At 68.1% G+C, this 25,130-nt stretch carries 22 protein-coding genes; 8 read left to right on the top strand and 14 right to left on the bottom strand.

What is annotated here, in order from left to right:
* The first annotated feature begins 72 nt into the window (after positions 1-72).
* Positions 73-726 carry a DUF480 domain-containing protein gene (locus ROV95_RS03355; protein ID WP_019662241.1) on the top strand — a complete coding sequence of 218 codons (654 nt, stop codon included), beginning with the start codon at positions 73-75 and terminating at the stop codon, positions 724-726.
* 71 nt (positions 727-797) lie between these two features.
* On the opposite strand, the gene ROV95_RS03350 is transcribed toward ROV95_RS03355, so the two are convergent.
* Both ROV95_RS03350 and ROV95_RS03345 read right to left on the bottom strand, forming a co-directional pair.
* A complete protein-coding gene (locus ROV95_RS03350; RefSeq protein ID WP_058983216.1) occupies positions 798-1,325 on the bottom strand; it encodes a GNAT family N-acetyltransferase in 528 nt (175 codons plus the stop codon).
* 261 nt (positions 1,326-1,586) lie between these two features.
* Positions 1,587-3,563, bottom strand: coding sequence for a UvrD-helicase domain-containing protein (locus tag ROV95_RS03345; RefSeq protein WP_312542995.1), 1,977 nt, complete (start codon positions 3,561-3,563; stop codon positions 1,587-1,589).
* 101 nt (positions 3,564-3,664) lie between these two features.
* Here ROV95_RS03345 and ROV95_RS03340 point away from each other — a divergent pair, with 101 nt between their 5' ends.
* Positions 3,665-4,285, top strand: coding sequence for a thymidine kinase (locus ROV95_RS03340; RefSeq protein ID WP_021204637.1), 621 nt, complete (start codon positions 3,665-3,667; stop codon positions 4,283-4,285).
* Positions 4,286-4,685: 400 nt separating this feature from the next.
* On the opposite strand, the gene ROV95_RS03335 is transcribed toward ROV95_RS03340, so the two are convergent.
* From ROV95_RS03335 to ROV95_RS03320, 4 genes are all read right to left on the bottom strand, one after another.
* Positions 4,686-6,290 carry a glucan biosynthesis protein D gene (locus ROV95_RS03335; RefSeq protein ID WP_019658845.1) on the bottom strand — a complete coding sequence of 535 codons (1,605 nt, stop codon included), beginning with the start codon at positions 6,288-6,290 and terminating at the stop codon, positions 4,686-4,688.
* 105 nt (positions 6,291-6,395) lie between these two features.
* Positions 6,396-7,208 carry a bifunctional DNA-formamidopyrimidine glycosylase/DNA-(apurinic or apyrimidinic site) lyase gene (gene mutM, locus ROV95_RS03330; protein WP_134731978.1) on the bottom strand — a complete coding sequence of 271 codons (813 nt, stop codon included), beginning with the start codon at positions 7,206-7,208 and terminating at the stop codon, positions 6,396-6,398.
* 19 nt (positions 7,209-7,227) lie between these two features.
* Complete coding sequence (locus tag ROV95_RS03325) at positions 7,228-7,560, bottom strand: EF-hand domain-containing protein (protein ID WP_155028744.1); 333 nt, start codon at positions 7,558-7,560, stop codon at positions 7,228-7,230.
* Positions 7,557-8,759 carry a fatty acid desaturase gene (locus ROV95_RS03320; protein ID WP_312542985.1) on the bottom strand — a complete coding sequence of 401 codons (1,203 nt, stop codon included), beginning with the start codon at positions 8,757-8,759 and terminating at the stop codon, positions 7,557-7,559. Before ROV95_RS03320 ends, ROV95_RS03325 begins: the two co-directional genes overlap by 4 nt.
* A 187-nt stretch (positions 8,760-8,946) precedes the next feature.
* Here ROV95_RS03320 and ROV95_RS03315 point away from each other — a divergent pair, with 187 nt between their 5' ends.
* Positions 8,947-9,732, top strand: a complete 786-nt coding sequence (locus ROV95_RS03315; protein ID WP_227844187.1) for an ATP-binding cassette domain-containing protein — start codon at positions 8,947-8,949, stop codon at positions 9,730-9,732.
* 128 nt (positions 9,733-9,860) lie between these two features.
* On the opposite strand, the gene ROV95_RS03310 is transcribed toward ROV95_RS03315, so the two are convergent.
* The gene (locus ROV95_RS03310) at positions 9,861-11,063 is read right to left on the bottom strand and encodes a DUF4785 domain-containing protein (RefSeq protein ID WP_019658840.1); all 1,203 of its coding nucleotides are present in this window, start codon (positions 11,061-11,063) and stop codon (positions 9,861-9,863) included.
* 11 nt (positions 11,064-11,074) lie between these two features.
* The gene (locus ROV95_RS03305) at positions 11,075-11,953 is read right to left on the bottom strand and encodes a hypothetical protein (RefSeq protein WP_312542977.1); all 879 of its coding nucleotides are present in this window, start codon (positions 11,951-11,953) and stop codon (positions 11,075-11,077) included.
* 261 nt (positions 11,954-12,214) lie between these two features.
* On the opposite strand from ROV95_RS03305, the gene ROV95_RS03300 reads away from it, so the two are divergent.
* Positions 12,215-13,054 carry a phosphatase PAP2 family protein gene (locus ROV95_RS03300; protein WP_224328823.1) on the top strand — a complete coding sequence of 280 codons (840 nt, stop codon included), beginning with the start codon at positions 12,215-12,217 and terminating at the stop codon, positions 13,052-13,054.
* 132 nt (positions 13,055-13,186) lie between these two features.
* Here ROV95_RS03300 and ROV95_RS03295 read toward each other — a convergent pair whose 3' ends face one another.
* Positions 13,187-15,457 (bottom strand): TonB-dependent receptor, encoded by a 2,271-nt coding sequence (locus tag ROV95_RS03295; RefSeq protein ID WP_058983198.1) that lies wholly within the window; start codon positions 15,455-15,457, stop codon positions 13,187-13,189.
* Positions 15,458-15,616: 159 nt separating this feature from the next.
* Between ROV95_RS03295 and ROV95_RS03290 the strand changes: the two genes are divergently transcribed.
* Positions 15,617-16,630, top strand: a complete 1,014-nt coding sequence (locus ROV95_RS03290) for a TIGR00266 family protein (protein ID WP_312542969.1) — start codon at positions 15,617-15,619, stop codon at positions 16,628-16,630.
* Positions 16,631-16,864: 234 nt separating this feature from the next.
* On the top strand, positions 16,865-17,857 hold the full coding sequence (locus ROV95_RS03285) for a patatin-like phospholipase family protein (RefSeq protein WP_312542968.1): 993 nt from the start codon (positions 16,865-16,867) through the stop codon (positions 17,855-17,857).
* Between the two features lie 41 nt (positions 17,858-17,898).
* On the opposite strand, the gene ROV95_RS03280 is transcribed toward ROV95_RS03285, so the two are convergent.
* Together ROV95_RS03280 and ROV95_RS03275 are read right to left on the bottom strand one after the other, a co-directional pair.
* Positions 17,899-19,896, bottom strand: coding sequence for a hypothetical protein (locus ROV95_RS03280; RefSeq protein WP_312542966.1), 1,998 nt, complete (start codon positions 19,894-19,896; stop codon positions 17,899-17,901).
* An 85-nt stretch (positions 19,897-19,981) separates the two neighbouring features.
* Positions 19,982-20,464, bottom strand: a complete 483-nt coding sequence (locus ROV95_RS03275; protein ID WP_004153377.1) for an Lrp/AsnC family transcriptional regulator — start codon at positions 20,462-20,464, stop codon at positions 19,982-19,984.
* A gap of 125 nt (positions 20,465-20,589) precedes the next feature.
* Here ROV95_RS03275 and phhA point away from each other — a divergent pair, with 125 nt between their 5' ends.
* Together phhA and ROV95_RS03265 are read left to right on the top strand one after the other, a co-directional pair.
* Positions 20,590-21,483, top strand: coding sequence for a phenylalanine 4-monooxygenase (gene phhA / locus ROV95_RS03270; RefSeq protein WP_019658833.1), 894 nt, complete (start codon positions 20,590-20,592; stop codon positions 21,481-21,483).
* 31 nt (positions 21,484-21,514) lie between these two features.
* Entirely contained in the window at positions 21,515-22,174 is a 660-nt protein-coding gene (locus tag ROV95_RS03265) for a DUF4375 domain-containing protein (RefSeq protein ID WP_312542963.1), read from the top strand.
* A 55-nt stretch (positions 22,175-22,229) separates the two neighbouring features.
* On the opposite strand, the gene ROV95_RS03260 is transcribed toward ROV95_RS03265, so the two are convergent.
* The 3 genes from ROV95_RS03260 to kduI all read right to left on the bottom strand — a co-directional run bounded on the left by ROV95_RS03260 (position 22,230) and on the right by kduI (position 25,107).
* Positions 22,230-23,330 (bottom strand): GDSL-type esterase/lipase family protein, encoded by a 1,101-nt coding sequence (locus tag ROV95_RS03260; RefSeq protein ID WP_312542960.1) that lies wholly within the window; start codon positions 23,328-23,330, stop codon positions 22,230-22,232.
* A gap of 101 nt (positions 23,331-23,431) precedes the next feature.
* On the bottom strand, positions 23,432-24,187 hold the full coding sequence (gene kduD, locus ROV95_RS03255; RefSeq protein WP_312542959.1) for a 2-dehydro-3-deoxy-D-gluconate 5-dehydrogenase KduD: 756 nt from the start codon (positions 24,185-24,187) through the stop codon (positions 23,432-23,434).
* 71 nt (positions 24,188-24,258) lie between these two features.
* A complete protein-coding gene (gene kduI / locus ROV95_RS03250; protein ID WP_312542956.1) occupies positions 24,259-25,107 on the bottom strand; it encodes a 5-dehydro-4-deoxy-D-glucuronate isomerase in 849 nt (282 codons plus the stop codon).
* Positions 25,108-25,130: the final 23 nt, after the last annotated feature.

Here is a 25,130-nt window from a genome sequence, read left to right as displayed (position 1 = left end):
CATTTTACCGGCAAAGGCGGCCCCGGGACGGCTATGCTTGGCGGTTGACCCGTTGCCCTTCCGGAGGCCGCCATGACCGATTCCACCCAGACCCCCGACGTCCCCCTGCTCGACGCCGTGCAGGCACGCCTGCTGGGCTGCCTGGTGGAAAAGGAGGCGACCACACCGGACACCTACCCGCTGACGGTCAACGCCGCCCAATCGGCCGCCAACCAGAAGACCGCGCGCGAGCCGGTGATGAACGTCGATGCCGGCAGCGTGCAGCACGCGCTGCGCCAGCTGGAAACGATGGGCCTGGCCCGCCAGCACTTCTCCTCGCGCGCGGACCGCTACGAGCACCGCCTGCAGGCCGCGCTGGACCTGACCCGGCAGCAGACCGTGCTGCTGGCGCTGCTGCTGCTGCGTGGGCCGCAAACCCTGGGCGAGCTGGTGTCGCGCAGCGAGCGTCTGTACCGTTTTGCCGACACCGACGAAGCCCGCCACGCCATCGAGCGCCTGCAGCAGCGCGCGCTGCTGGTGGTGCTGCCGCGCGCCAGCGGCCAGCGCGAAGACCGCTACATGCACCTGCTGTGCGGAGAAGTGGACGGCGCGGCACTGGCAGCGAAGTACGCCAGCGGCGGCGGTGGCAGCAGCGATGCGGCCGACCCGGGCCTGGCCGAGCGCGTGGCCCGGCTGGAAGCGGCCGTGGCCGAGCTGCAGGCGCAGCTGGACGAACTGCGCGGTTGAACGTCCACATCCGGTAGTGCCGGCCGCTGGCCGGCATCCGGCATGACCAGGTTGCCGGCCAGCGGCCGGCACTACCCGACGTCAGCCGCACCCGGCGTGGCATACAACCGGCTCGGGCTGTCCACGCCCGGCAACTGGATCACCCCGCGCTCCTGCATGCCCAAGCCCAGCAGGATCTTCCCGGACACCACGTTGTCCAGGTCGGTGATGCCATACAGATCGTGCAGGCCCAGCGCTCCGCGTGCATGCGCGAACACCGCCCGCGCCGCCTCACCGGCATAGCCCTGCCCGGCGAATTGCGAAAGCACCGCATAGCCGATATCCGGCCCCGGCAGGCCATCCCGCCGCACCAGCCCGGCATTACCCACCCAGGCACCATCGGACAACCGCTCGATGGCATACATGCCGAAGCCATTCAACGCATAGCTGTGCAGCACCCGCAGCGCAATGTACTCGCGTGCCTGTTCTTCGTCGCGCACGTTGCGGTCACCGATGAAACGCACGAAGCCCGGATCGTTGAGCAGGGCCAGCATCGGTGCCGCATCACGGTCAGGTTCAATGGCCCGCAGCCGCAGGCGCTCACTCTCGATCGGTTGCACAGGCAGACCTCCAGCCGAAACCCCGATTCTGCCTCAACCCCCGGCTGTTGCTTTTGATTTCCTCTGCATTGCCGTGGAAGGAAGCGCCCGGAATCTGTCAGAGGCCGGTCGGGGTGGGTTCGCGGGGGTATCCGCGCCATGGATGGCGCGGCTAAGCCCCCAAGGACGGGTTCACGGCGTCCCCCGCGAACCCACCCCGACCGGCCACACTGCGGAACCAACGCGCGCTCCACCACGGAGGGGCGGCGCCGTTGGAGCGCCCTAGTCGAACAGCGCCTCAATCGCCGCCAACCCCGCGCTCGCCCGTTCCTTCTTCCGCGCCGCATCCGCCACCGGATCGGCGCCATCGCGCTGGATCTCCTCGGCCGGAATCTCCTCGAAGAACCGGCTCGGCTTCAGGCGTACGTGTTCGCCGAACTTGCGCGTCAGCTTGCTGTAGCTCATCCACAGCTGGATCTTGGCGCGGGTGATGCCCACGTACAGCAGGCGCCGTTCTTCCTGCAGGTTGCCCTCGTCCAGGCTGACCTGGTGCGGCAGCACGCCGTCCTCGCAGCCGACGATGAACACGTACGGGAATTCCAGGCCCTTGGAAGCGTGCAGGGTCATCATGCGCACCTGGTTGCCGCCCTCGTCCTTGTCGCTGCGCGACAGCAGCGCCAGCTGGCCGGCCAGGTCGGCGGCGGTTGCACCGCGCGGGCCGCCCTCGAACCACTGCGCCAGTTCCTCGATGTTGTTTGCGCGGCGCTGGTAGCTGGCCTCTTCCTTGGCCTGCTGGCGCAGCTCGCTCAGCAACCCGGATTCCTTGGCCACCTTGCGGATCATGTCGCCGGACGTCACCTGGCGCATCTGTGCACGCAGGTCGCGCAGGATGTCGGTGAAGCGCGCCAGGCTGTTGGCCGCGCGCGGCGGCAACTGCTGCAGGGCGCCGATGGTCTCGGCCACATGCGCCATCGGCATGTCCTTTTCCTGCGCCAGCTCGGCCAGCCTGGCCAGCGTACCGGCACCCACATCGCGCTTGGGCGACTGCACCGCCCGCATGAACGCGGTGTCGTCGTCCGGGTTCACCAGCAGGCGCAGCCAGGCCAGCGTGTCCTTCACTTCCTGGCGTTCCAGGAACATGGTGCCGCCGGTCAGGTGGTAGGGAATGCGCAGCAGCTGCATCGCCTTTTCCAGCGGGCGCGACTGGAAGTTGCCACGGAACAGGATGCAGAAATCACTCCACGGCACGTTGCGCGACTGCGCCACGAAGGCGATCTCGGCGGCGACCTTTTCCGCTTCGTGTTCGCTGTTGCGGCATTCCCACACGCGGATGCGTTCGCCGTCGGCCTGGTCGCTCCACAGCTTCTTCAGGTGTTCGTGCGGGTTGTTGGCGATCAGCGCGTTGGCCGCGCGCAGCACGCGGTTGGAGCAGCGGTAGTTCTGCTCCAGCTTGATGATTTCCAGCGCGGGGTAGTCACGCCCCATCTGCTGCAGGTTTTCGGGATTGGCGCCACGCCAGGCGTAGATCGACTGGTCATCGTCGCCGACGCAGGTGAAGTTGCCCTTCTCGCCGGCCAGCTGCTTGAGCAGGCGGTACTGCGCGTCGTTGGTGTCCTGGCATTCGTCCACCAGCAGGTAGCCGATGCGCTCGCGCCAGGCCAGGGCGATGTCCGGATTCTCTTCCAGGATCTGCACCGGCAGACGGATCAGGTCATCGAAGTCGACCGCATTGAACGCGGTCAGCCTCAGCTGGTATCGCTCGTAGACGCTGGCCGCTTCCTTCTCGCGGTTGCTGCGTGCGGCGGCCATCGCCTGTTCGGGCGACAGGCCGGCGTTCTTCGCGCGCGACACCAGGTTCTTCATGTCCTCGATGTCGTCGGGCTTGGCCCCGTGCATCAGGTCCTTGATCTGCGCAGCGGCATCGTCGGCGTCGAAGATCGAGAATCCACGCTTCAGGCCCACCGCCGCGTGCTCGATCTGCAGGAACTTCAGGCCCAGCGCATGGAAGGTGCAGATCGTCACCTCGTCGGCATCCTGCTCGCGCAGGCGCTTGGCCACACGCTCGCGCATTTCCTTGGCCGACTTGTTGGTGAAGGTGATCGCCGCGATGCGGCGTGCCGGGTAGCGGCCACAGCTGATCAGGTGGGCGATCTTTTCCACGATCACGCGCGTCTTGCCGCTGCCCGCGCCGGCGAGCACCAGCAGCGGACCTTCGATGTGCAGGACGGCGGCGGCTTGGGGGGGATTGAGACCGTGCATGGGATGGGGATTGTAGCGGGGCGGGGTGACGACCACAGCGGCCTGCCGGCGGGGTTGCTGAACGGCTTCGGCGAAGCGGGGCCGCGGCGTACAATCCGTCGATGGCCAAGCTCTACTTCTACTATTCGGCGATGAACGCCGGCAAGACCACCACCCTGCTGCAGAGCGCCCACAACTACCGCGAGCGCGGCATGCGGGTGGCGATCCTGACCCCGCGCCTGGACGATCGTGCCGGCGCCGGCGTGGTTGCCTCGCGGATCGGCCTGCGCGCCGAGGGCATGGCCTTCGACCGTGATACCGACCTGCAGCGCTGGGTAGAGCAGGACCTGGCGGCGAACGGTCCGATGGGCTGCGTGCTGGTGGACGAAGCCCAGTTCCTCACCCGCGCCCAGGTCTGGCAGCTCAGCGAGGTGGTCGACCAGCTGCGCATTCCGGTGCTGTGCTACGGGCTGCGCACCGACTTCCGCGGCGAACTGTTCGAGGGCAGCCAGTACCTGCTGGCCTGGGCCGACGAGATGCAGGAGATCAAGACCATCTGCCACAGCGGCAAGAAGGCAACGATGACGGTACGCGTGGATGAGCATGGCCACGCAGTACAGGACGGCCCGCAGGTGGAGATCGGCGGCAACGACCGCTACGTGTCGGTCAGCCGCGCCGAGTTCAAGAAGATCACCCGCGGTGAAGGGCGTATCGATCCGGCGCAGGCCCCGCTGCCGCTGTAAGGGGTGTTCTTTTGCAGGGCTTGCAGCCCTGCACCTGCTCAACGCAACGGCAACGGCCAAAGCCAAAGCGGCATTCCGCGGGATGGCGGGGCGGTGTGGGTGGGCAGGACCCGCCGTAAACCCGTCCCTGGGGGCTCGATGGCGCCATCCATGGCGCCAACGGTCCTGCCCACCCACACCGCCCCACCTCTGACAGTTTCACGCGGCTGTTGGTGGGTGCCGACCGTTGGTCGGCACATCTGTCAGATATCGAAATTCATCTATCGAAATTCATCTGGGGGTCAGAGCACGTTGCGCAGCAACGGGATCCGACCCCGCCATCCCACGGAATGCACGCATTTGACGTTGCCTTGGCTTGAAGCGGGTGCAGGGCTGCAAGCCCTGCAAACCCAACCCCCTCTTAGTACAGCGTGCGCTCCGGCGCTCCGGCCGGCGGCGGGGTGTACTGGTACAGCCAGGTCTCGGTGAGGGTCTTGCCACCACTGCGCAGGAACAGGCGGATGTCGATCTGCTCGGTACTGCCTTCCGGCGGCACCAGGTCGAACATCGCGCGGTAGCCGTTGATCTCGCGCAGCGGCCGCGCCGACACGATCTCGACCCGGCCCCGGCTGGCTTCCACCACCGCCTCGACCTCGCCCTTGTCGATCAGCCTGGCCAGTTCGCCACCTTCGAAGTCCACCGCGAAGCGCCAGCTGAAGTACTCACGCTTCTTGCCGACCACGCCGCCCAGGCCGGTGCGGCTGGCCACGCAGTGCGCCATCGGCGGCCGTGCCGGCGGCTCGGCGCCCCAGTACAGGCGGTAACCGACCAGCAGCTCCTGGCCCGGCTGCGGCTTTTCCTTGGGATTCCAGAACGCCACAATGTTGTCGAAGGTCTCGTCCACGGTGGGAATCTCCACCAGCTGCACTGAGCCTTCGCCCCACTCGCCCTTCGGCTCCACCCACAGGCACGGGCGCTTCTCGTAGAACACGCCGTCGTCCTGGTAGTGGTCGAAGTTGCGGTCGCGCTGCAGCAGGCCGAAACCGCGCGGGTTGCGGTCCACGAACATGTTGAAGCGCAGGTTGCGCGGGTTCAGCAGCGGGCGCCAGATCCATTCGCCGGCACCGGTCCACAGCGACAGGCCGTCGGTATCGTGGATCTCCGGGCGCCAGTCCCAGCCCATGCGGCGGTCGTTCTCGCCCACCTGGTACATGCTGGTGCACGGCGCGATGCCCAACCGCTCGATCGCCTTGCGCGGGTACAGCGCGCTGTCGATGTCCATCAGCAGCACGTCACCGTTGGTGATCGCGAAGCGATAGGCACCGGCCACGCTGGGCGAATCCAGCAGGCCGTAGACCACGATCGTGTCCGAATCAGCCGACGGCTGTTCCAGGTAGTAGGCGATGAAATCCGGGAATTCCTCCGGCTTGCCCATGCCGGTATCGATCGCCAGGCCACGCGCGGACTGGCCGTACTGACCCTCCTTGCCGACCGCGCGGAAGTAACTGGCGCCGAGGAAGGCGGCGAAATCGCGGTCGGTGTCCTTGCGGGTGTTCAAGCGGAAACCGGCGAACCCCAGGTCGGCCGGCAGCTCGCCGTCCTTGATGCCGCTCTTGCCGTAGTTGAATGCCGCGCCGTCATAGGCCAGCTCCTGCGCCTTGCCGTCGACCACGTCGAACATGCGCACCGGCGAATGGAAGTACAGGCCCAGATGGAAGAACTTGGCCTGGAACTTGCCTGGCTGGTCAGCCCACAGCGCATGGTCCTGGCGGTAACCGATCGACTGGTACTGGTCCCAGTCCAAGCCTTCCAGGCGGCCCGGCAGCACCCGCTTGTGGCTCTTGTAGGGCGCCTGTGCCAGCGCGCGCGCCTGGCCCTTGAGGGTAGCGAAGTCGAACGGCTGCGGCTGGCCGAGGCGGCGCAGGCCCATCTGGCCGCTCCTGCTGGCCGCGCACGCGGGCAGGGACGGCAGGCCGAATGCTGCCAGGGCGAGGGAGGCATTGCGGATGAAGTCGCGTCGTTGCATGCAGGCGCGTCAGGCACGAAGGGAAGGTCGGCCATGATAGGCAGACAAACGTTAACGGGCAGCGGAGACGCGCCCTGCCCGTTCAGCTGCCGCTGGCCGCCCGGCTCAGCGCTGGCAGTGGTTGCACCAGACGCTGGCGCGCTGGCCGATGGTGGCGTGCTTCAGCGCGCGGCCACAGTTCGGGCATGGCAGGCCGTCGCGGCCGTACACCAGCAGTTCCTGCTCGAAGTAGCCCGGTGCGCCGTCAGGGCTGATGAAATCGCGCAGCGTGGTGCCGCCCCGGGTGATCGCATAGCCGAGGATTTCCTTCACCGCCCCGGCCAGCCGCTGGTAGCGTTCGCGCGAGATCTTGCCCGCCTCGCGCAGCGGGCTGATGCCGGCCTTGAACAGGCTCTCGGCGGCATAGATGTTGCCGACGCCCACCACCACCGCCTGGTCCATCAGGAAGGTCTTCACCGGCGCACTGCGGCCCCGGCTGCGGGCGAACAGGTAGTCGCCGTCGAAGGCCTCGTCCAGCGGCTCCGGACCCAGCCCCTGCAGCAGCGGGTGGACCTCGCCGGCCGGCTGCCAGAGCAGGCTGCCGAAGCGGCGCGGATCGTTGAACCGCAGCAGGCGGCCGTTGTCCAGGCTGATGTCGACGTGGTCATGCGCCCGCAGCGGGGTATCACCGGGCAGCACGCGCAGGCTGCCGGACATGCCCAGGTGCAGCACCGCGCTGCCGACGGCGGTATCCAGCAGCAGGTATTTGGCGCGCCGGCGGATGTCCTCGATGCGCTGCCCCGGCATCAGCTCGGCCACTTCCGGTGGAATCGGCCAGCGCAGGTCGGCGCGGCGCAGGATCACGCCATGCACGCGACGGCCCTGCAGGTGCGGCGCCAGGCCGCGGCGGGTGGTTTCGACTTCGGGCAGTTCGGGCATGGGGTGATTCTACGCCCGCTCAACGCGGCGGCGCGGACAGCTCACGGGCGTCGAGGAAGCCATCACTATTGGCATCCTGCTTATGAAAGCGCTGCACGATCACCTGCCGCTGCTGCTCGCGACTGATCGTCCTGCCCTTGCCACCGGGCAGCTCCTCGGCCGTCAGCACACCATCACCGTTGCGGTCCATGCGGTCGAAGGCATACAGCATCCACTGCACGTACTCGGCCTCGCTGACCCTGCCGTCGCCATCGCGGTCCATCCGCTGCAGATAGCTGGCGGTGTCGGTGACCTGGGCCAGCGCCGCGCCCGGCAGCAGTGCCGCCAGCAGAAGCCCGTACCCTGCCCTCACGCGCCCACCAGGCTGTAGCCCTTCAAGCGTGCGGCGTAGGCCTGCAACGCCGCGATACCGCTTCCCTCGGCCTCGCGGCACCACGCCTGCAGCTGATGCAGGCGCTCGGCAGCATCGTGGCCGCGCGCCTCCAGCAGTGCCGCCAACCGCGCGCGGTACTCGACCAGGGTGCGGATGCGCGGGCGCTGTGCCACCCAGGCGCTCAGCTGGGCACGGCTGTCCGGCTTCAGCCAGCGGCCATCGTTGACCAGACCGCGGCGCAGCCGGCGCGGCAGCAGGCGACGCAGTTTGGCCCCGGCCTGCGCGGCTTCCTCGCGCAGGGCCGGCATGAACACGTTGCGCTGGTAGTCGGTCATCGCCTGGAAGCGGTGCGACAGCAGCGCCTTAAGGGTCTCGGCATCGGGCACGGCGATGTTCGGGCGTACGTCCATGGCCGGTGCCACCCGCAGCACCTTGGCCAGGCGCAGCGCCTGCAGCAGGCGGATCGCACTCCAGCCGATGTCGAATTCCCAGCGCCGCATCGCAAAGCGCGCCGAGCTGGGGAAGGCATGGTGGTTGTTGTGCAGCTCCTCGCCACCGATCCAGAACCCCCACGGCGTCAGGTTCGTGGAGGTATCGGCCGATTCGTAGTTGCGGTACCCCCACCAGTGGCCCAGGCCGTTGACCACGCCGGCCGCCCAGAACGGGATCCATGCCATCTGGATCGCCCACAGGGCCACGCCGGGCAGGCCGAACAGCACGCTGTTGATTGCCAGCAGCAGCACCGGGCCCAGCGTGGCGTGCGGTGTGTACAGGTGGCGCTCGATCGCATCGTCCGGGGTGCCGCGCCCGTACTTCTCAATGTCCGCGCGCATGCCACGCGCTTCCCGATACAGCTCCACGCCGTGCCAGAACACCTTGCCGATGCCGCGGGTAACCGGGCTGTGCGGGTCGTCCTCGGTCTCCACCTTGGCGTGGTGCTTGCGGTGGATGGCCACCCATTCCCGGGTGATCATCGAGGTGGTCAACCACAGCCAGAAGCGGAACAGGTGGGCCAGCGCCGGATGGAAATCGACCCCGCGATGGGCCTGGCTGCGGTGCAGGTACAGGGTCACCGAGAAGATGGTGATCTGGGTGAAGACCAGCAGCACGGCCAGCATGGCCCACCACCCCAGGCCGAGCACACCACCGGTCAACAGGGACATCAGGGCATCAGGCATGACGGCTCTCCGGATCCACGCGGGGATGGCAGACATGATGGGCGCTTGCGTTGCAAACTGCATCCCTGCGGCGATGTATCGCATCGCCATCCGTGGCACCGTTCACAGTTGGGGACCTGAGTTGTCGAGCCTTGATCCACGCGCCAGCCGCATTTCCGCCGCCCCGCCCGTCGCGGAGCTGCCCCCCTTGATCGAACTGGACCGCGCCACCGTGGTGCGTGGCCAGGTGAAGGTGCTTCATGGGCTCAGCCTGCGCATCGCGCAGGGCCAGCACACCGCCCTGCTCGGCCCCAACGGCTGTGGCAAATCGACCTTCATCAAGCTGATCACCCGCGAACTGTATCCACTGGCGCAGGGCGACGGCACGGTGGCGGTGAAGGTGCTGGGCCAGAACCGCTGGCAGGTGGACCGGCTGCGCTCGCAGCTGGGCATCGTCACCGGCGACCTCAGCAGCAACCTGGCCGACATGCCCGGCCTGACCGTGGAACAGGCGGTGCTGTCCGGCTTCTTCGCCAGCTACGTGGTGCCGGCCTTCCGCGAGGTGACCGCCGACATGCGCGCACGTGTCGGCGAGACACTGGCGATGACCGGCGCGCTGTCCCTGCGTGAACGTGCCTACGCCGAGCTGTCGGCCGGCGAAACCCGCCGCGTGCTGATCGCGCGCGCGCTGGTCAACCGGCCGCAGGCGCTGCTGCTGGACGAACCCTCCACCGGGCTGGACCTGGTCGCCCGCGAGCAGCTGGTGGCGACCATGCGCGTGCTGGCCCAGCAGGGCATCACCCTGGTGCTGGTGACCCACCACATCGAAGAGATCATTCCCGAGATCGAACGCGTGGTGCTGCTGCGTGACGGCCGCGTACTGGCTGACGGTACCCGCGCCGAGCTGCTGCGCAACGAACCGCTGTCGGCGGTGTTCGGTGGCGCGATCACGGTATGCGAGCAGGAAGGCCGGCTGACCGCGTACGCGGGATAATCGACATGCCACTGTAGAGCCGAGCCTATGCTCGGCTGCTTCTGGTCGCGGGGAACGGCAGCCGAGCATAGGCTCGGCTCTACAGAAAACGGTACAGCGGGCCGGAACCCCGCCCGCTGCACCCTTGCTCAGAACTTCAACGCCAGCGCGCGCGACTCGATCGGTGCCATCCGGCTCTGGTCCTGCAGCTGCAGGTCGCGCAGTTCGTAGGGTGCGCCGAAGCCAGCCGGCAATGCGGCCTGGTCGAATGGCAGCACCAGCTGGCCACGCCCCGGTCCATCGAACCACGCGGCCGCATGCGCCTGCGCCACCGGCTTCAGCTGGCCATCGCGGCCGGTGGCATACAACGTGCCACGCGCCTCGTAGCGACCGGCGGCGGCCACCTGCAGCGGCAGCGCGACCTGGCGGCTGGCCGGGTCAGGTGCCGCCTGGCCACTGAAGCGAGCAGTGGGCCGTGCCACCGCGAAAGCCACCTTGCCGTCGCGCAGCACGCCATCGGCCTGGGCGAACACCTGCAGTTCCCACAGGCCCTGCACGCTGCCGACATCAGCCGGAATCCGCACCTGTGCGCGCAGGGCACCATCGGTGGTGCGCAGCAGGCGCTGCGGCCAGCTGCGGCCATCCGGTGCGACCAGCAGGGCTTCACCGCCCAGGCCGCCACGGCGCGAGGCCAGCTGCGCGGTGGTGGCGCCGTCTTCCAGCAGGCGTGCCTGCAGCTGCACGTTGCCACCGGCCAGCACCTGCGCCTGGTTGGCCTGCACTTCCAGCCGCAGCGGGCTGTTCGGCTCAAGCACCTGCACCACATAGCGGCCCTGCGCCTGCGTGCTCTGCAGCGTGTACGCACCGGCCGAACTGGTCGCGCCGGTGCGCAGCATGCTGCTGCCATCACTCACCGGCATGCCGGCATCCTGCAGCGCGCGCGCATCGACACTGCGGGCCACGCTGCTGCGGCCAGCCGGGTCGCGCATCTGCAGGGTGTTGGCAGGCAGCGCGCGGGCACCTGCGGCCGGGCTCAGCTGGATCACCGCATCGGGCGCCGTCAGCGGCAGGTCCAGGCCGCGTTGCAGCTGCGAGCCATCGACCTGCTGCCAGTAGCTGCGGCTGACCGAGGCATACGGCGTGGCCGCCTGCAGCGGTTGTGCCGGGTCCAACGCCCAGGCGAAGGACAGCGGTGCACGTTCGCTGTCATCGGCCGGCAATGGCGCGGCAACCAGCGCCGCAGGCACCTGGTCGCCCACGCGGGCCGCCTGCAGAGGCTGCGCGGCCTGCGCGGCGGAAAGGGACAGGACTGCCAGTACCGCACTGGCCAGCAGGGTGGAATGAATCGTCATGGTCGTCTCCCTCACTGGGTCAGGTCGTTGCGCAGCAGGGTGCCGAGGCCGAAGCACTCGCGGCGGCTCTGGTTGTGGCTGAGCGGCTCTGCCCCCTGGGTGCGCTGCATGTCGGTGAACCAGGTGGTGCCGGCGGCCTTCTGGCTGCTGCACTCCAGGAAGCCATCGGAGCAGGAGGACAGCCAGTTCTGGGTGAACTCCAGGCCGACATTGGCAGCGTAGCCACCGCAGTAGCTGTTGCTGTCCCATACCGCCGATTCCACGTCGCTGCCGACCACCGCACGGAACGGCTTGGGCAGGGCGGGACGGCCTGCGGTGCCGTACAGGTTCTGCGCGTTGTAGGTGGCCATGCTCGCCACCTGCTGCTGGCGCACCGCGTCGTTCTTGTAGCCCAGCAGCCAGCCCAGAGAGGTTTCGAAGGTATTGCCGTTGAGCACCGCATCGGCCAGCGGCGTGCCCGCCGAAGACGGCGCCAGCGCGGTGACCTTGCGCACCGTGCGGATGATCTTCGGATAGCGGCTGTCGTAGGTCGGGTTGGACAGGATCCAGCGCACCACGTTGCCGCCGTTGGAGTGGGTGATCACCACCAGCTGGGTGATGCCACGGCTGTCGATGAAACGGGTCAGCTGGTTGGCCAGGCAGCCGGCCGCTTCCGGTTTCCACATGTACTGGGTGAAATCGCAGTTGATGACCACGTAATTGCTGCTGTTGGGCAGGCCCTGGCGCACGGTGTCGATGATGGTCGGCTGCCAGTAGTCCTGGGTGGCGTTGGTCTGCGCGCCGGTGCCATGCACGAAGGCCACGCCGACCACGTCGGCGGCCTGCGCCGGCGCTGTTGCAAGCCCCAGGAGCAGGGCCAGGACGGTACTTCCTGTTGCGGTGCTGCGCATCGCGTCTCTCCCTCTGTCTTCGGACCCCCCGACCCGGCTGGAACTGGACGGCCTCTGGTGCCTGCCGATGTGCCGATGCTCACGGCGCGGGCGCGTGAAAGTCCGTGCGCTGCGCCCGGATTCAGGAGACTGGCGTCACTAGATGACGTTTTTCATCTTGTTTCGATGACCATGCCGGTTCTGGCCGTATGACCGATGGCCACTGCGGTGCCGCACTGGGACTGCGATCATGACGCGATGTTCTTTCTCCGGAGCCCGTCCATGTCGCTGATCTCCCCCCCTGCCCGCCCGCTGCTCGGCCTTGCCGTGGCCGCTGCCCTGGCCGGTTGTGCCGCCACCGCCGCCAAGCCGACCGCCGTCGAAGCCAACATCACCACCAAGGCGGTGGGTTATCTGGACAAGAGCGCGGTTCCGGCCAGCCTCGACCTGGTACCGGCACCACCGGTGGCCGGTTCGGCCGCGTTCGCCCTGGACGAGCAGGTCAGCCGTGAGGCCCGCGCGCTGCGTGGCAGCCCGCGCTTCGCCCAGGCCGGCGTCGATGCGGAACTCGGTTTCCCCGAAGGCGCCAACCACTTCTCCTGCGCCGCCGACATCGACGTCGATGCGGTGAAGACCCCGGCGCTGTATCGCCTGCTGGAGCGCAGCCGGATCGACGCCAGTGCGGCGACCAAGGCGGCCAAGAACCACTACCAGCGCCCGCGTCCGTTCATGGTCAACGGTGAACCGACCTGCTCGCCGAAGGACGAAGACGGCCTGCGCAAGAACGGCTCGTACCCGTCCGGCCACACCTCGATCGGCTGGGCCTGGGCACTGATCCTGTCGGAGATCGCGCCGGACCGCGCCGATGCCATCCAGGCCCGCGGCCGCAACTACGGCGAGAGCCGCCTGGTGTGCAACGTGCATTGGCAGAGCGACATCCTCGAAGGCCGCTTCATGGGCGCGGCCGCCGTGGCCCGCCTGCACGACAACGCGGCCTTCAACAAGGACCTGCTGGCCGCACGCAAGGAGATCGAAGCGGCGCGCAAGGCCGGCCTGCACTCCAGCCGCGACTGCGCCACCGAGAATGCGGTGCTGAAGGTGCGCCCGCAGAGCGCGCTGTAGGCCATGCCTCTGTAGAGCCGAGCCATGCTCGGCTCAGAGCAGCCGAGCGCAGGCTCGGCTCTACACGAAGCAGGAAACAGAAGGGCCGGCAGTGCGCCGGCCCTTCTGCATTGCATCAACGCAGCCACCGCATCAGAACTTCGCGGTGAACTCCACGCCCCAGGTACGCGGCTCGTTGAGGAAGCCGGTCAGGTTGTTGAAGTCGATCGCGCCGACCACGCGGGTCTGGTTGGTCAGGTTGCGACCGAACACCGCCACGTCGTACTGGCCGTAATCCCAGTTGTAGCCCAGGCGCAGGCCGCCTTCCAGCGAACTGCGGCCGCGGAATTCCGGCGACTCGTAGATGAAGAAGTTCACCGCGCTGCGGTAGGCCCAGTCGGTGTAGGCGTACAGCTCGCTGCCATCGCTGAGCGGGAAGCCCACGCGCAGGGTCGCGTTGTGGATCCATTTCGGCGCCTGCGGCAGCGGGTTGCCGTTCACCAGCGCATAGGTGCCGCCGTTGATGACCGTGGTCGGGTCGTTGATGGTGCAGCCACCGCCGCAGATCGCCACCGCAAGGTTCTTGTCCTTGATCTCGGTGTCGTTGTAGCTGCTGCCGAAGGTCAGCAGGACGTTGTCGGCCAGGTAGGCTTCCAGGTCCAGTTCCACGCCCTGGCCGATGGTCTTGTCGGCGTTGAGCAGGGTGGCGGTGTTGTTGGCACCGCCCACGGCGATCAGCTGCTGGCCGTCAACGTTGTAGCGGAACACGCTCAGGCCCAGGCGCGCGCGGCGCTCGAACAGGTCGGCCTTGATGCCGGCCTCGTACGAGATGACCTTCTCCGAATCGGCCTGCGACAGGCCCGGCGCAAAGGCCAGGCGGCCCTGGATCGACGGCGCGCGGAAGCCCTTGGCGACGCGGGCGTAGGCGTTGATGTCGTCGGTCAGCTTGTACACGCCGCTGACGTCCCAGCTGACGTCGTTGACGTCGGTGTTGGCCAGGTACGGGCCGCTGACCGGGGTGCCGAACGGAACGGCCTGCAGCACGCTGGCGCTGAAGTCCTTCTTGTCCTGGGTATAGCGCACGCCGGCACGCAGCTTGAAGCGGTCGGTGACATCGAAGTCGCCCGAAGCGAACACGGCCCACGCCTTGTTGCGCTGGTTCTGCACCACGTGGCCGGTCTGCGGATTGCCCGGGGTCAGCGAGTCGTAGTTGAAGTTGTTGATGGTCACGTCTTCATCGAAGTAGAAGACGCCGGCCTGCCAGTCGAAGCGGCCCCATTCGTTGGACTCGATGCGCACTTCCTGCGTCCACTGGCGGTGGTGCGGCAGGCCGTCGGCCGACTCCGACGAGAACGGAATCAGGCCCGGACCGTAATTTCCGGCGCCGAGGAAGGCCGCGCCGTAGCCGCCGTCGATGTCGCCACGGTTGAGCGACTCAGCGGTCTCGTAGCCGGTGATCGAGTGCAGGGTCACCGAACCGAGGTTCCACTGCAGGCGCGCGCTGCCGCCCCAGGTCTCCAGGTCGGAGAAGTTGACGCCGTCGTTGGCCACCTTGTCGCGGTCGAAGTTCTCGACCAGCGAATTGCCACCTTTCTGGATGATGTTGGCGCGGAACAGGCGGGCGGTACCGTTGAGCTTGCGCTTGTGCAGGTTGAACAGTGCTTCGAAGTCGTCGCCTTCGTACAGGAACTGCACGCGGCCGGCGGCTTCGTCATAGCCTTCGAAGCCACTGTTGGGAGCGCCGACGCGGGTGTTGTCGACCCAGTCGTCGCGGCGCTGGTAGATGGCCGAGACGCGTGCCGACCAGCGGTCGGTCAGCGGGCCGCCGTAGGCGCCCTGCACGTTCCAGCTGTTGTAGCTGCCGTAGCCGACACGGAGGTAACCATCGGCATCCTGCGACGGGCGTGCCGAATCGAACTTGACCACGCCGGCCGGGGTGTTGCGGCCGAACAGCGTGCCCTGCGGGCCACGCAGCACTTCCACGTTGGCCAGGTCGAACAGCGGGAATCCCTTCAGCAGCGGGCTTTCCTGCACCACGTCGTCATACACCAGCGACACCGGCTGCGAGGCATTGAGGTCGAAATCGGTGTTGCCCAGGCCGCGGATGTAAAAGCGCGGGAAGGCACGGCCGTAGGACGACTCGATGTTGAGGCTGGGCACGCGTGCGGCCAGGAAGCGGATGTCATCGCCGGCCGAGCCGAGCACATCCAGCTTCTCGCCCTGGATCGCGCTCAGTGCGACCGGTACGTCCTTGGCGTTCTCGACGCGCCGCTGCGCGGTCACCTGCAGGGCATCGAGGGCAACCGGATCCTTGGCAGCGGGAGTTTCCTGGGCGGCCGCAACCAGCGGCAGCAGGGCGGAAAGAGCGGCAACGAGGGGGCGCGCGACCGGAAGGCGGCCACGGGAAGTACGGGTCGGGGACATGGCGGTAGGCTGTGTTTGGAGGGGTGGTATAACGGCGCTACCAGATAATTGTTGCAATACAGCACCTGCCCCGCAAATGCCCGCCGTTCATGGGCCTGTCGCCCCGGCCCGGGCGCCCTCGCTAGACTCGGGGGTTTCCAGCCCTGCGGAGCCGCCGCGATGACCCAGTGGTATTTCCATGCCTCCGCCCAGGCCGAGCGTATCGGCCCGCTTGATGACCAGGCTGCGCGCCGTTATGCGCAGGCCAACCCGCGCGCGCTGGCCTGGTGCCAGGGCATGAGCGGATGGACCTCGATTGCCGAGGTGCCGGAGCTGCAATCTGCGGCCCCGGGCATGCCGAACAGCCCGCCGCCGGTCCCCTCCGCCAGCGGCCGCGCCGACGACATCGAATTCCGCATCGTCGGCCATGAAATGCAGTTCGTGGAGATCGAGCTCGACCCCGGCGAGAGCGCCATTGCCGAGGCCGGCGCATTGATGTTCAAGGACGCCACGGTACAGATGGACACGGTGTTCGGCGCCGCCAACGGCGACCAGGGCGGCGGCTTCATGGGCAAGATGATGGCCGCCGGCAAGCGCGTGCTGACCGGCGAGAGCCTGTTCGCCACCGTCTACACCCAGAGCGGCCACGGCAAGGGCAAGGTCGCCTTCGCCGCGCCCTACCCGGGCACGGTGCTGGCAATGAAGCTGGACCAGCACGGCGGCCGCCTGATCTGCCAGAAGGACAGCTTCCTGGCCGGCGCGCGCGGCGTGCAGATCGGCGTGCAGTTCCAGCGCAGGATCATGACCGGCCTGTTCGGCGGCGAAGGCTTCATCATGCAGAAGCTGGAGGGCGACGGCTGGGTGTTCATCCACGCCGGCGGCTGCGTGGTCGAGCGCGAGCTGGCTGCCGGTGAACGCCTGGACGTGGATACCGGCTGCGTGGTGGCGTATCACCCGACGGTGGACATGGACGTGCGCCGTGTTGCCGGCATCAAGAGCATGCTGTTCGGCGGCGAAGGCGTGTTCCTGGCCACGCTGACCGGTCCAGGCAAGGTCTGGCTGCAGTCGCTGCCGTTCTCGCGCCTGGCCGGCCGCATGTGGATGGCCGCGCCGCAGGGCGGCGGCCAGAACCGCGGCGAAGGCTCGGTGCTGGGCGGCCTGGGCCGGATACTGGACGGCGACAACCGGTTCTGACCGCCTCGCGGTAGTGGGGGGGGGGGGGGGGGGGGGGGGGGGTGCGGGGGGGGGGGGGGGGGGGGGGGGGGGGGGGGGGGGGGGGGGGGGGGGGGGGGGGGGGCGGGGGGGCGCGGGGGGGGGCACTACCCGAAGCATCCGATGAATGGGCGGGCCGACCTACCGTGCCCGCCCTGCGGCACCTTCGGTATGCTGGCGCCCTTTCCTGAATCCGGCGCCGCGAGCGCACTGCCGATGAGCCTGTTCCGATCCCGCATGCTGCTGTCCGTCGCCCTGATCGGCCTGCTGGCCGGCTGCGGTGGCGACCCGGTCCGCCCTGCGCCGCCGCCGGCGCCAACCGTGGTACCGCAGGCCAAGCCGGTGAAGATCGGTATCGCCCTCGGTGGTGGCGCAGCCAAGGGCTTCGCCCACATCGGCGTGATCAAGATGCTGGAGGCCAATGGCTTCGAACCGGCCGTGGTGTCCGGCACCAGTGCCGGCAGCGTGGTCGGCGCGCTGTATGCCAGCGGCATGGATGCGTTCCAGATGCAGAGCAAGGCAGTGGCGCTGGATGAAGCCAGCATCCGCGACGTGCGCCTGTTCTCCGGTGGCCTGGTGCAGGGCCAGAAGCTGCAGGACTACGTCAACGAGCAGGTCGCCAACCGCCCCGCCGAGCGCCTGAAGAAGCCGTTCGCCGCAGTCGCGACCCAGCTGGAAACAGGCGAGCGCGCGATCTTCGTGCGCGGCAACGTCGGCCAGGCCGTGCGCGCCTCCAGCAGCATTCCCGGCGTGTTCGAACCGGTGAAGATCGGTGGCCGCAACTACATCGATGGCGGCGTGGTCAGCCCGGTGCCGGTCGATGCCGCGCGCCAGCTCGGCGCCGACTTCGTGATCGCCGTGGACATCTCCAGCAAGGCCAGCGGCAAGGCGCCGACCGACATGCTGGGCATCGTCAACCAGTCCATCTCGATCATGGGCCAGCGCCTGGGCGAGCAGGAACTGGCACGCGCCGACATCGTCATCCGCCCGAAGGTGCTGGACATCGGCGCCGCCGATTTCAGCCAGCGTGGCACCGCGATCCTGGAGGGCGAAAAGGCCGCAATGGCCGCGATGCCGCAGATCCGCGCGAAGATCCAGCAGCTGCAGCGTGCACGCGCCGCGGCCGCCGCACCGGCACCCGTGGCCGCGCCGAAGTGCGAGGAAGCCTCGCGCCTGGGCAAGCTGATGGGGCGCAAGGACAAGTGCTGAGCTGAGCCGGCGTGTCGCTGCCAGACAGCGACGCGCGCGTTCTAGCGCGCAGGCCGGTAACCGCTGGCCTGCTGCCGCTCGCGCCTGCGCGCCTGACGGGCCTGCTCCTGCAGTGTCGCCGTGTGCTGCAGCTGTTCCATGCCATCGGCCGGCACATGCAGCTGGCGTCGCGCACGGGTGAGTGCCAGATAGACCGCGCGCACCGGGTTGTGCCAGATGCGCCCGCGCTGCCCCGCACTGAAGCAACCGGGTGACAGTGAGACCACGTCGAACTGCAGGTTCTTCGCGTGTTCGGCCAGGCACAGCGCCACCCGCCCTTCAGCAGGCGTGTCCTGGTCGTCGAGCGCCTGCAGCAGTGACTGCACCCGATCGGCAGACGCAAACAGTTCGACCAGCGCGCCCTGCCCTTCGTCGGCCTGCGTGGCCAGGAAGCGCTCCTGTGCCGGGTCCGAGGCGCTGTCGCGGCGCCGGCGCCACGCATCCAGCGGCCGCTGCAGCACGCTGCGCAGCGCGCGCAGCGATGCCGGATGCAGATAGGGCCGCAGCCCGAGCGCGTGCAGCTGTGCCGCATCCAGGGCCAGATCGGCGACGCTGCCATGGATGCGCAGGCCCTCGCTCGGCACCTGCGCCCAGTGGCGGTAATGCAGCACACCGGTGGCGCGGTCGGCGGCACCGACGAACGGCCCACTGTCCTGCCCCAGTCCATCCAGTGCCAGGGTCTGGTTGACCAGGCCCTCGACCTGGTTGCCCTGGCGCACCGATTGGTGCATTTCCAGCACCTTCGACGCGGCCCAGCGCGGCACCGTACCGGTCAGGCACTGGTGCGGATCCCCCAGGCTGACCACGCCAGGCGCATGGCCGGCCAGCAACTGCTTCCACGACGGGCTCAGGTCATGCGCCTCGTCCACCAGCAGCATGCCCATGTCCAGCGGCGGGGTAACGCCGCGCAGTGCCAACCACTTGCCGATGTGCGCCGGGCTGAGGCTCAGCAGCGTGCCCCGCTGCAGTTCGGCGTCGAACATGCAGCGCCAGACGTGCTCGGCGGCCGCCATGTACGGCGACACGTCGAGCATCGCGGCGGGCACCGACCGGTCGAAATGCTGGAACGCCAAGCCCGGTGCAGACGACGCGCACCAACGGTTGATGGCCTCGAACGCAGTCAGCAGCACCTGCTCCGGGCTGCGCCCACCGATGCCCTGCAGGCCGATGCGGCCGGCAATCTCGCGCGGCGTGCGGGTGCTGCGCCGGTAGCTGGCAACGAAGCCACCGGTGTGGCCGCTGCGCGCGGCATGCTGCGCCACGCGGTTGGCGAACTCGATCTGGGTCAGCAGGCGCACCGCGGTGCTGGCCGGCACGCGGCTGCGGAAGGCTTCCACCTGCCCACGCGAGGGCGCCACGTAGGTGTAGCGGCCGGGCCGCGCCTCCATCAGCGCCAGCACCAGGTGGCCCTTGCCGGTGCCGGCATAGCCATCGAGGTCGATCAGCTCATCGGGGTTGGCGGCGATGGCGCGCAGCACGCGGGCCTGCTCGGAGGTGTACAGGCCATGGTGTTCGACCGCACGCGCGTCCTCGGCGGCCACGTCATCCTGCGTGAGCGCCTCGTCACTGGAAAAGGTGGCGGGAAAGCGGATCTCATGCTCGGTCAGGGTTTCCTGGCAGGCCTGCTGCAGGGCCAGGCCCGGATACTCCAATGGCGACTGCGCGATGACGTCCTGCAGGATCTGCGCCGGCGCCAGCAGCACGCCGTGGGCGGCCAATGCGGTCAGCCAGGCATCCAGCTCCGGCTGGCCTCCGCCACCGGGGCCGGCCAGCTGCGCGGCGGCGCCTTCGTTGCCGGCAAACAGCGCGCAGGCATCATGCAGCAGGCGTTCGATCTCGGCCGCTGGATGCAGGCGCGTCCGGCACAACTGCGCGGCCATCAGCCCGGCCTGCTCCACTGCCGTCTGCGGCGGCGTGCCGTGAGCGATGTAACGTGCCAGCGACTTGCGCTGCAGCGGCAGGAAGATGGTGGTGGGCACCGGGTGCTGGAGTTCGGACATGCGTGGAACCGGAAAGGAACGCTGCGGCGCGCGCAGGGCGGTGATGCTCGGCTACCCGCCCGGCCGCGTCAAATCGCCGCTGCGCTCATTCCAGCTGCGACAACGGCAATGCCTGGAAACCCTTCACCGTGCGCAGCACGAAGCTGGAATTGGCGTCGGCCACGCCGCCGGCGTTGAGCAGGCGGTCCAGCAGGAAGTGCGAAAAGTGCTCCAGGTCGCGCACGTAGACGTGCAGCAGGTAGTCCATGTCGCCGGTCAGCGCATGGCAGGCCACCACCTCGTCCCAGCCCTGCACGCTGTCCACGAAGTGGCCGATGGCGGCCTGGTCGTGCTTTTCCAACTGCACGCGCACGAAGGCCTGCAGGCCCAGGCGCAGCTGCCGCGGCTCCAGCCGCGCGCCGTAGCCGACGATCACGCCCTCGCTTTCCAGCCGCTGCAGGCGGCGCAGGCAGGCCGAGGGCGACAGGTTCACCCGAGTCGCCAGCTCCGCGTTGGTGGCGCGCCCATCCCGCTGGATTTCAGCCAGCAGGCGTATATCCGTGCGATCAAACTGGACTTCTCCGGCCATTGCTGCTCCGCAACATGGTGACTGCGCAAGGATATTGCGCCAACAATGCCAATCGGCGCAACTTTTGCAACCCTGTTGCGCGCGCCCTGCCCTAGCATCGTGGCTATCCCTTCAAGGAGTGCCCCATGGACCTCGCCCAGCCCCGCCGCGTCGAACACCAGCAGACCGACAAGGGCTACGTGCCGGTGTACACCACCGCGCTCGTCGAGCAGCCGTGGGACACCTACAGCGCCGACGACCACGCCACCTGGAGCACGCTGTACCAGCGCCAGCGCGAGCTGCTGGTCGGCCGTGCCTGCCAGGAATTCCTGGACGCGCAGGACGAGATGGGCATGAACGCGCACATGATTCCGCGCTTCGACCAGCTCAACGAAGTGCTGGGCGCGGCCACCGGCTGGACCCTGGTCGGCGTCGAAGGCCTGCTGCCGGAACTGGATTTCTTCGACCACCTGGCCAACCGCCGCTTTCCCGTGACCTGGTGGATCCGTCGCCCGGACCAGATCGACTACATCGCCGAGCCGGACCTGTTCCACGACCTGTTCGGCCACGTGCCGCTGCTGATGAACCCGGTGTTCGCCGACTACATGGAGGCCTATGGCCGTGGCGGCGTCAAAGCCCACGCGATCGGCCCGGACGCGCTGCAGAACCTCACCCGCCTGTACTGGTACACGGTGGAGTTCGGCCTGATCGACACGCCCGACGGCCTGCGCATCTACGGTGCCGGCATCGTGTCGTCCAAGGGCGAGTCGCTGTACTCGCTGGAATCGGCCGCACCCAACCGCATCGGTTTCGACCTGCAGCGGATCATGCGAACGAAGTACCGCATCGACACCTTCCAGAAGACCTACTTCGTCATCGACAGCTTTGAACAGCTGATGCAGGCGACGTCGCCGGACTTCACCCCGATCTACGCGGCACTGGCCGACCAGGCGCACCTGCCTGCCGGTGACGTGCAGGCTGACGATCACGTGTTCCAGGCCGGCACGGGTGAAGGCTGGGCGGACGGCGGCGACGTGTGATGCGCGCTGCCGCGCGGCTATCCTGCACGGCATGACTGATGCATTTGCTTCGCTGCGCGTAACCGATGTCGCTTTCGACGACGACTTCATCCTGCTGACCCTGGCCGATGGCCGCCGCACCCGCCAGCCGCTGCGCTGGGTACCTGCGTTGTTCGAAGCCGATGCAGGGCAACGCGCGCGGTGGGTCGCCACCGCCGATGGCCTGGGCGTGAACTGGCCGGCGCTGCTGCCGGCGCGCGAGGCTGGCGTGGTCGATATCCTCAACCAGGTCTGGGAAGACCGCTACGAGGCCGCGCTGGCGCGACTGAAGGCAGCCGCGTGGACGCTGGATGCGCTGTCCGACGAAGACCAGCAGCTGGTGGCGCTGTGGCGCATGGAGGCCGACATCAACAACGGCGGCTTCATGCAGTTCCTGTGCAACTGGGGCGACCCGACCTGCCAGCTGGCGTTGCGTGCGCTGCAGGCGATGGGCGCGGCGAAGACCCACGCGATCCTGGCCGGCATGCGCGGGCTGGTCGACCGGCTGGAAGATGACCCGGCGGTCAAGCAACTGACCGACCTGTACGGCGCGATGACCGAACAGGAGCAGGAGGCGCTGCACGCCTTCGACGAAGCCTATTTCGAGCGACCGGAAGACCTGGCCAGCTTGGGGCTGAAGCACTTCGGCCCGGAGCCTGTCGAACGACGATGACCATGCACGCCGGCGCTGTTCTGTAGAGCCGAGCCCATGCTCGGCTACGTTTCAATCAGCGCGGGTACACCAGCAGCACCACCAGATCCTCCTCACCCACCTGCTGCAGCGCATGGTGGCTGCCCTTGCGGGTCAGCAGCGCGTGCCCGGCGTGCACGTCGTACTGCCTGCCATCCAGCACATAACTGCCCTGCCCACTGACGATGTAATAGATCTCGTCCTTGTGCTGCGGATGCAGGCCGATGCCCGCGCCTTTGTGCAGCACACGCTTGCGCAGCACGAACGGCAGCCCTTCGGCATCGGCGAAGAACGGATACGCCGTGGTCGGGCCGGCACCGCCGTGCGGGCCTGCTTGCGTGCGCACAACACTGTCTTCGTGCACCACCTGCGAGGGCAGGGCTGGGTCGCTACCCTGCCCTTCCGCCACCACGTCGCAGTCGATATCCCGCACCAGCGCCGGCTGCAGCGCGGGTAGCAGCGGCACCGCCTCGCGCAATACCAGGCAGGCCACCGCATGTGCGCCGGCCACGCTGAAATGGGTGCCGTCGGCCTTGTTCTGTTCGGGCACGAACAGGAAGTAGGGTCGCGCGCCCTCCTCACCCAGCGCGCGGATCCAGCGCATGCTGCGGTCATTCAGATCAATCAGGGCAATCTGCTCGCGCGCGGCCAACGCCTTCATCGACTGCGTGTAGCGGCCATGCGTATCCAGCAGTGAACCGAAGTCGTACAGCAGCCGCGCCACCGGCGTGACCAGCACCGGCGTGGCGCCCTTTGCGCGGGCCACCTGTACGTAACGCATCAGCAGGCGTGGGTAGTCGCTGTCCGGATCGGTGTAGCGCGTGCGGTCTTCGAACTTCGCATCGTTGTGGCCGAACTGGATCAGCAGCACGTCGCCTTGGCGCAGCTCGGCGGCGATGGCCTCCAGGCGCCCTTCCTCGATGAAACTGCGCGTGCTGCGCCCGCCCTTGGCGTGGTTGTGCACCTCCAAGCGCGCCGGGTCCAGGTAGCGCTGCAGCGCCTGGCCCCAGCCGGCCTGCGGCGCGCGCTCGGGGCCGTATGCGGCCGCAGTGGAGTCACCGGCAATGAAGACCCGCACGGGCGCCGCCTGCGCGGTGGTGCACGACAGCAGCAACAACAAAGGCAACAGGGTGCGCATGTCCGGTCTCCGGTAGTGCCGGCCGCTGCCCGGCAACCTCATGAACGGCGGAAGCATTGCCAGGACGCCGGCCAGCGGCCGGCACTACCGCGGATCACGCGTCAGCGCGCCAGCCAGCCACCATCGACCGGCAGCACGGCGCCGTTGATGTAATCCGACGCCGACGAGGCCAGGAACACCGCCGCACCGGCCAGGTCATCCGGCGTGCCCCAGCGACCGGCCGGGATGCGCTCCAGGATCGCCTTGTTGCGCGCTTCGTCGGCGCGCAGCTGGGCGGTGTTGTCGGTGGCCATGTAGCCCGGGGCGATGGCATTGATGTTGATGCCCTTGCCCGCCCACTCGTTGGCCAGCAGCCGGGTGATGCCGGCGATGCCGCTCTTGCTGGCGGTGTACGACGGCACGCGGATACCGCCCTGGAAGGACAGCATCGAAGCGATGTTGATGATCTTGCCGTGGCCCAGTTCGATGAAGTGGCGGCCGGCGGCCTGCGAAATGAAGAACGCGGACTTGAGATTGACGTTCATCACGTCGTCCCAGTCCTGCTCGCTGAAGTCCACCGCATCGGCGCGGCGGATCAGGCCGGCGTTGTTGACCAGGATGTCCAACCCGCCGAGGCCTTCGATGGTCTCGCGGACCACGCGCGCCACCGGCTCGATGCTGATCAGGTTGGCTTCGATGGCCAGGCAGCGGCGGCCCAGCGCGGTGATCTTTTCGATGGTATCGGTGGGCGGGGCGATGCCGGCCACGGCGACGTCGGCGCCAGCGGCGGCCAGTGCCACGGCGATGCCCTGGCCCAGACCGGTATTGCCACCGGTTACCAGAGCGACCTTGCCTTCCAGGCTGAAGGGATTAGCCATTGCGTATGCGTTCCTTGATAGAGACGAGCGGTGTCGACGGCCGGCACACGGTGCGCGGCGGCCAGGCGGGCTTACTTGAGCTGGCAGATGTCCAGCACGTGCATGTCGGTGTAGTCCAGGTTCTCGCCACCCATCGCCCAGATGAAGGCGTAGTTGCTGGTGCCGGCGCCCATGTGGATCGACCACGGCGGCGACACGACCGCTTCGTTGTTCTGGATCACGATGTGACGCTGCGCGGCCGGCTCGCCCATGAAGTGGTAGACGCGGTCGCTGTCACCCAGGTCGAAGTAGAAGTAGACCTCGCTGCGACGGTCGTGCAGGTGCGGCGGCATGGTGTTCCACACGCTGCCCGGCTTGAGCACGGTCAGGCCCAGCAGCAGCTGCGAGGACTGGCAGGTGGCCGGCACGATGTACTGGTAGATGGTGCGCTCGTTGCTGGTTTCCAGCGCGCCGCGGTCCAGTGCAACGGCGTCCTTGATGGACAGCTGCCTGGTTTCGAAGCGGGCATGGGCCGGGGTCGAGGCCAGATAGAACTGGGCGGGGTTGGCGGCGTCCTGCGAGGCGAACACGACCTCCTTGCTGCCCATGGCCACGTACAGACCGTCCTTCGGACCCAGCGTGTAGCCGGTGCCATCCACGGTGACCGTACCGGTGCCGCTGCCGACGTTGATCACGCCCAGTTCCCGGCGCCCCAGGAACGGGTGGCCTGCGGCCGAAGCGGGTTCGGTCTGGGTCGGCAGCGCAAGCGGTGCGTCCACCGGGGCGGCGCCACCAATCACGAAGCGCTCGTAGTGGGTGTACTTGAGGGTCACCGCACCGGCGTTGAACAGGCCATCGAGCAGGTACAGGTCACGCAGCTGGTCGTTGCTGGCACCGTGGATGGCATCGGGATGGGTGGCGTAATGGGTCTTGCTGTACATGGCGTCTCCAGAGCGGGGGGCGG

The sequence above is a fragment of the Stenotrophomonas maltophilia group sp. msm1 genome, assembly GCF_032025805.1.
GTDB lineage: Bacteria > Pseudomonadota > Gammaproteobacteria > Xanthomonadales > Xanthomonadaceae > Stenotrophomonas > Stenotrophomonas hibiscicola.
The sequence above is the reverse complement of the archived record's forward strand: the minus strand, read 5'-3'. Positions and strand labels throughout refer to the sequence as shown.

Bases quoted from the DNA above. Each gene is read 5' to 3' on its own strand.
- ROV95_RS03290 (WP_312542969.1), top strand. From the start codon at position 15,617: ATGACCCAGTGGTATTTCCATGCCTCCGCCCAGGCCGAGCGTATCGGC.
- ROV95_RS03310 (WP_019658840.1), bottom strand. From the start codon at position 11,063: ATGACGATTCATTCCACCCTGCTGGCCAGTGCGGTACTGGCAGTCCTG.
- ROV95_RS03275 (WP_004153377.1), bottom strand. From the start codon at position 20,464: ATGGCCGGAGAAGTCCAGTTTGATCGCACGGATATACGCCTGCTGGCT.
- phhA (WP_019658833.1), top strand. From the start codon at position 20,590: ATGGACCTCGCCCAGCCCCGCCGCGTCGAACACCAGCAGACCGACAAG.
- ROV95_RS03355 (WP_019662241.1), top strand. From the start codon at position 73: ATGACCGATTCCACCCAGACCCCCGACGTCCCCCTGCTCGACGCCGTG.
- ROV95_RS03340 (WP_021204637.1), top strand. From the start codon at position 3,665: ATGGCCAAGCTCTACTTCTACTATTCGGCGATGAACGCCGGCAAGACC.
- ROV95_RS03320 (WP_312542985.1), bottom strand. From the start codon at position 8,759: ATGCCTGATGCCCTGATGTCCCTGTTGACCGGTGGTGTGCTCGGCCTG.
- ROV95_RS03260 (WP_312542960.1), bottom strand. From the start codon at position 23,330: ATGCGCACCCTGTTGCCTTTGTTGTTGCTGCTGTCGTGCACCACCGCG.
- mutM (WP_134731978.1), bottom strand. From the start codon at position 7,208: ATGCCCGAACTGCCCGAAGTCGAAACCACCCGCCGCGGCCTGGCGCCG.
- ROV95_RS03345 (WP_312542995.1), bottom strand. From the start codon at position 3,563: ATGCACGGTCTCAATCCCCCCCAAGCCGCCGCCGTCCTGCACATCGAA.
- kduI (WP_312542956.1), bottom strand. From the start codon at position 25,107: ATGTACAGCAAGACCCATTACGCCACCCATCCCGATGCCATCCACGGT.
- ROV95_RS03305 (WP_312542977.1), bottom strand. From the start codon at position 11,953: ATGCGCAGCACCGCAACAGGAAGTACCGTCCTGGCCCTGCTCCTGGGG.
- ROV95_RS03280 (WP_312542966.1), bottom strand. From the start codon at position 19,896: ATGTCCGAACTCCAGCACCCGGTGCCCACCACCATCTTCCTGCCGCTG.
- ROV95_RS03335 (WP_019658845.1), bottom strand. From the start codon at position 6,290: ATGCAACGACGCGACTTCATCCGCAATGCCTCCCTCGCCCTGGCAGCA.
- ROV95_RS03295 (WP_058983198.1), bottom strand. From the start codon at position 15,457: ATGTCCCCGACCCGTACTTCCCGTGGCCGCCTTCCGGTCGCGCGCCCC.
- ROV95_RS03285 (WP_312542968.1), top strand. From the start codon at position 16,865: ATGAGCCTGTTCCGATCCCGCATGCTGCTGTCCGTCGCCCTGATCGGC.
- ROV95_RS03265 (WP_312542963.1), top strand. From the start codon at position 21,515: ATGACTGATGCATTTGCTTCGCTGCGCGTAACCGATGTCGCTTTCGAC.
- kduD (WP_312542959.1), bottom strand. From the start codon at position 24,187: ATGGCTAATCCCTTCAGCCTGGAAGGCAAGGTCGCTCTGGTAACCGGT.
- ROV95_RS03300 (WP_224328823.1), top strand. From the start codon at position 12,215: ATGTCGCTGATCTCCCCCCCTGCCCGCCCGCTGCTCGGCCTTGCCGTG.